The 5,084-nt window shown below is 44.0% G+C and carries 5 protein-coding genes; 1 reads left to right on the top strand and 4 read right to left on the bottom strand.

Features of this window, described 5'->3' with window-relative positions:
- Window positions 1-38 precede the first annotated feature (38 nt).
- On the bottom strand, window positions 39-974 hold the full coding sequence (locus tag A0765_RS04965; protein ID WP_062005005.1) for a dihydroorotate oxidase: 936 nt from the start codon (window positions 972-974) through the stop codon (window positions 39-41).
- A 223-nt stretch (window positions 975-1,197) separates the two neighbouring features.
- Here A0765_RS04965 and gdhA point away from each other — a divergent pair, with 223 nt between their 5' ends.
- Window positions 1,198-2,544, top strand: a complete 1,347-nt coding sequence (gene gdhA / locus A0765_RS04960; protein WP_005590909.1) for an NADP-specific glutamate dehydrogenase — start codon at window positions 1,198-1,200, stop codon at window positions 2,542-2,544.
- 71 nt (window positions 2,545-2,615) lie between these two features.
- On the opposite strand, the gene A0765_RS04955 is transcribed toward gdhA, so the two are convergent.
- From A0765_RS04955 to A0765_RS04945, 3 genes are all read right to left on the bottom strand, one after another.
- Complete coding sequence (locus A0765_RS04955) at window positions 2,616-3,356, bottom strand: D-alanyl-D-alanine carboxypeptidase family protein (protein WP_062005002.1); 741 nt, start codon at window positions 3,354-3,356, stop codon at window positions 2,616-2,618.
- Window positions 3,353-4,042 (bottom strand): histidine phosphatase family protein, encoded by a 690-nt coding sequence (locus tag A0765_RS04950; protein ID WP_062005000.1) that lies wholly within the window; start codon window positions 4,040-4,042, stop codon window positions 3,353-3,355. Before A0765_RS04950 ends, A0765_RS04955 begins: the two co-directional genes overlap by 4 nt.
- Window positions 4,043-4,160: 118 nt before the next feature.
- The gene (locus tag A0765_RS04945) at window positions 4,161-4,853 is read right to left on the bottom strand and encodes a histidine phosphatase family protein (protein ID WP_062004998.1); all 693 of its coding nucleotides are present in this window, start codon (window positions 4,851-4,853) and stop codon (window positions 4,161-4,163) included.
- Window positions 4,854-5,084: the final 231 nt, after the last annotated feature.

Here is a 5,084-nt window from a genome sequence, read left to right as displayed (position 1 = left end):
ATTACCGATTTCTGTCCCACTCTCTCTTTCTTAAACTTTTAATCAATATACTTCAATTTTCCTCGGAAAGCTTCCAGGCTTTCATAGCCTTTTTCTTCCATAATAGCCTTGAGTTCGGCGGTAATGCGCTCGAAGGCTGCGACTCCTTCTTTATGAAGGGTTGTTCCTACCTGCACCATGCTGGCACCACAGAGGATGTGCTCAAAGGCATCGCGCCCTGTCAAGACGCCCCCAGTTCCGATGATTTGGATTTCCGGTTTCAGGCGTTGGTAAAAGGCATGGACATTAGCCAGAGCCGTAGGCTTGATGTACTGGCCGCCAATACCGCCAAAACCATTTTTGGGACGAATGACCACTGACTCATCCTTAATGTAAAGGCCATTTCCAATCGAATTGACACAATTGACAAACTTGAGCGGATAGTTGTTAAAAATCGCAGCGGCTTGGTCAAAATGTACAATATCAAAGTAAGGCGGCAGCTTGATACCCAATGGCTTGGTGAAATAAGCAAAAACCTCTGACAAAATCTTTTCCGTCGTTTCAAAGTCATAGGCAATCTGGGGCTTACCTGGAACATTTGGACAAGAAAGATTAAGCTCGGTAATTCCCTTAAAATCACTCGCCTGCACTTTCTTGAGAATGGTGTGAGTCTCTTCTGGCGACATACCAACCAAAGAAAGGAAGAAAGTGCGATTTGGCTCGCTTTCTTGCAGCTCCAGCAAGTAGTCAAGATAATAATCTAAACCATTATTGGGCAGGCCCATAGAGTTGATAGAGCCCAGTGGCACATCCTGATAGCGAGGTTCTGGGTTTCCTTGACGAAATTCCAGCGTTGCCGTCTTTGTCACAAAAGTTCCTGCAGCAGAGTTTTTGACTTCTTCTAACTCTTCCACTGTCATACAAGCAACTCCTGCAGCATTCATCAGGCAGTTGTCAAATTCAAAACCCGCAATTTTTGTCTTGGTTGTCGTCATTATTTTGACCTCTTATTCCTTAATTTTCTCTATTATATCATTAAAATTATTCCTATAAAGAATTTATTCTAATTTTCTAGCAAAAGGTTCGGCATTTCCATCTAGAATCTTCAAAAAAATATTATGGAAATTTTCAGAAAATTCAACTTTTTTCTTTACACCCCAAAAAAATTCTGCTATAATGGCTCGTGTAATAAAATATAACAACAAAAAGGAGAACGATATGACATCTGCTAAAGAATATATCCAAAGCGTGTTTGCAACTGTGAAAGCTCGTAACGGGCATGAGGCCGAATTTCTCCAGGCGGTTGAAGAATTCTTCAGCACTTTGGAACCTGTATTTGAAAAACACCCTGAGTATATCGAAGAAAACATCTTAGCACGTATCACCGAGCCTGAGCGCGTGATTTCTTTCCGTGTTCCTTGGGTTGACCGTGATGGAAAAGTCCAAGTGAACCGTGGTTACCGTGTTCAATTCAACTCAGCTGTTGGACCATATAAAGGCGGACTTCGTTTCCACCCAACTGTAAACCAAGGGATCTTGAAATTCCTCGGATTTGAGCAAATCTTTAAAAACGTCTTGACTGGACTTCCAATCGGTGGAGGTAAAGGGGGATCAGACTTCGATCCTAAAGGAAAGACTGACGCTGAAGTGATGCGCTTCTGCCAAAGCTTCATGACTGAATTGCAAAAATACATCGGACCATCACTTGACGTCCCTGCTGGCGATATTGGTGTTGGTGGACGTGAAATTGGTTACCTTTACGGACAATACAAACGTCTTAACCAATTTGATGCAGGTGTCTTGACTGGTAAACCTCTTGGATTCGGTGGTAGCTTGATTCGCCCAGAAGCAACTGGTTACGGTTTGGTTTACTATACTGAAGAAATGCTCAAAGCAAACGGTAACAGCTTTGCTGGTAAAAAAGTGGTGATTTCAGGTTCTGGTAATGTAGCTCAATACGCTCTTCAAAAAGCTACTGAACTCGGCGCAACTGTGATCTCAGTATCCGACTCAAACGGCTATGTCATCGATGAAAATGGTATTGACTTCGATCTTTTGGTTGATGTTAAAGAAAAACGCCGTGCTCGTTTGACTGAGTATGCGGCTGAGAAAGCAACTGCTACTTACCATGAAGGTTCTGTATGGACTTACGCTGGGAACTACGACATCGCTCTTCCATGTGCGACTCAAAACGAAATCAACGGCGACGCAGCTAAACGTTTGGTTGCTCAAGGAGTTATCTGCGTATCAGAAGGTGCTAACATGCCTAGTGACCTTGACGCGATTAAAGTCTACAAAGAAAACGGAATCCTTTACGGACCTGCCAAAGCTGCCAACGCTGGTGGTGTTGCTGTATCTGCTCTTGAAATGAGCCAAAACAGCCTTCGCCTCTCATGGACTCGTGAAGAAGTTGACGGCCGCCTCAAAGACATCATGACAAACATCTTCAACACAGCTAAAACAACTGCTGAAACTTACGGTCTTGGTACTGATTACCTTGCAGGAGCAAATATTGCTGCCTTCGAAAACGTAGCAAACGCTATGATTGCACAAGGTATTGTTTAAACCCTAAAATTTAAAAATCAGCTTGCTCATTTGAGCAGCTGATTTTTTGTCTATCAATGGATTGTAACGATTTACCGAGCCGACTCTTTTAAAAGAGCTAGATATTCCTCTAAAACTAGGTGATGTTTTTGCATATATTGGGCCGACTCTACGCCAACATAACGATAGTGCCAATTTTCAAAATCCACACCAGTAATATCGCTTTTCCCTTCAGGATAGCGCAGAATAAAGCCGTATTTAGGGGCAATTTCCGCAATCTTATTTGCTACCTCATCATTCTGACCTTCTGGCTCGCTCATATCAATCGCCAATCCTGTCTGATGCTCACTGGCACCTGGCAGCTGGATCCGCTTTTGCACTTCTTGCTCCGCTTCTTGCCGAGAAAGGCCTTCTTCTTCGGCCAAAGTTAGGGCTTCTTCATAGAGCTCTGTCTGCTCCGCTCGGCTACGATAGCCCGAAATCAAGGTTTCTCCCGGCGCAATGGCCCGAGCTGCAGCTAAAAATTGTCTGGTATTTTCAGCAATACGACTATCTACCTGAATATCATCGATTTGGGTCAACCTAGGATGAGACTCTTCCTGTAAATGACTCCGATTGACCAAAATCAATTCCCAATCATCAACTGACACCTTGGGCAAGTCAGAACTCTGGGCTTTAAGAGCATGATTAATAAAAGTTGGCAAGTCTTCATCCATATCTTGCACTCGCAATAGAGCAAACAGCAAACTGATCCCAATTCCTAAAAATAAGAGCCTATTTATTAGTCGAAACAGAGAGAGTTTTCTCTTTCTTTCATGGCGACCTCGTCTCAAGACTTGTCCTCCAGCTCTTTCGCTCCAACTTCACGATAGGACATATCACCGATGGAAACAACTGAAAATTGTCCATCTTCATAGTCTACGATGGTCACACTACCATTGCCTAGGCCATGAGGTTGCATGCGATTAATTAGATAGACAAAGGTTCCGATGGTCATGCCATGACTAACTACCAAAGCATTGCCACTACCCGCAGCCTCCAGCTCCTCAGCAATCTCTGAGAAGCCTTGCCAAATTCGGCCGCTGAGTTTTTCCCAATTCTCAGCCCAGCCAGCCGTGTCAACTTCTACTAAGCCTTCTGCCAGCTCGGCATAGCTGAGTTGATGGACATGGTCAATATTAAAGACCCTAGGCATGACTCCCATAAAGAGCTCACCATCATAGCCACCATCAAAGCTGCCAAAACACCACTCTCGAATGCGCTTGTCAAACCTGTAAGGAATCTTTCCAGTCAAGCCCAGCTCTTCCAGAATAATTCCCATAGTCTGAATGGTTCGACCTGAATCACTGGATCTAGCTAGTTTAAAATCAATACCCGCTTTTCGCAAACCTATTCCTAGTTCATGGATGCCACGTTCGCCTTCTGCCGTCAATGGACTATCACTCCAGCCTTGAGCTCGTCCGATTGTATTAAACATCGTTTTGCCATGCCGGATCAGGTATAATCTTGTTTTTGCCATACACTTCCCTCCCTTATTCTCCTCTCATTATATCACGTTTCTGAAAAAAAGCAGTTTCTAAGATTGAGAGAAAGCAGCTCAAGAAAGCTGAATTATTGCCATATTTTCTTTCAACCGTTTATTTAGCGTCCAAAATTTTGGCACCAACTTCACGGTAGGATACATCTCCCAAGATCTGAATCGTAAATTGCCCTTTTTCATATTCAACAACTGTCACACTGCCGTTGTCAACCTCAGGATTTTTGCTAATGGCTTTATCAATCAGATAAGCAAAAGTTCCGATGGTCATACTATGGCTGACAACCAAAGCATTGCCTCCACCAGCAGCTTCCACTTCTTGAGCAATAGCTGTAAATCCAGCTAAAATCCGCCCACTCAGTTGCTCCCAAGGCTCAGCCCAGCCAGCCGTATCCACTTCAACCAAGCCGTCTGCCAATTCTGGGAAAGTCAGCTCTTTATAATTATCGGTGTCACGTACCCTTGGAATCACTCCACGGAAAAGATCGCCACCATAAGCCCCGTCAAAGCTCCCGAAGCACCACTCACGAATACGCTTATCAAACTTATAAGGAATCTTCCCTACCAAATCCAGCTCTTCTAGGATAATCCCCATGGTCTGAATGGTTCGACCAGAGTCACTCGAGAAAGCCTTGGTAAATTCCAAGCCAGACTCTCTCAGCCCAATCCCTAGCTCACGAATTCCACGTTCACCTTCTTCAGTTAAGGGAGTATCCGACCAGCCCTGAGCTCGACCAATTGTGTTAAACATAGTCTTACCATGCCGGATAATATATAATTTTGTTTTTGCCATGAATGTCTCCTTTTTAATTAAGTCCACTCGGATAAGGAGTGGCTTATTTGCCTCGCACTTGACTGAGCAAGGCAGAGGGAAAGAGAGTGGGACAGAAATTGGTAATTCGTTAGAATTCGATTTCGTCATCCCACCTCCGCACAGTTGAGTAGGGCTGTAAAAGCTGATGAAATCAGCGTAGTAGAGCCCACTCAACCACTGCGTCTTGCTCGACAATCCAAAGACAATTGA

It is taken from the genome of Streptococcus cristatus, assembly GCF_001588905.1.
In the GTDB taxonomy this organism is placed as follows: Bacteria; Bacillota; Bacilli; order Lactobacillales; family Streptococcaceae; genus Streptococcus; species Streptococcus cristatus_N.
This window is presented reverse-complemented; position numbering and strand designations above follow the sequence as displayed.

What these genes read in the sequence shown, in the direction of transcription:
- A0765_RS04950 (WP_062005000.1), bottom strand. Translation starts at nt 4,042, where the DNA reads ATGGCAAAAACAAGATTATACCTGATCCGGCATGGCAAAACGATGTTT.
- A0765_RS04965 (WP_062005005.1), bottom strand. Translation starts at nt 974, where the DNA reads ATGACGACAACCAAGACAAAAATTGCGGGTTTTGAATTTGACAACTGC.
- gdhA (WP_005590909.1), top strand. Translation starts at nt 1,198, where the DNA reads ATGACATCTGCTAAAGAATATATCCAAAGCGTGTTTGCAACTGTGAAA.
- A0765_RS04945 (WP_062004998.1), bottom strand. Translation starts at nt 4,853, where the DNA reads ATGGCAAAAACAAAATTATATATTATCCGGCATGGTAAGACTATGTTT.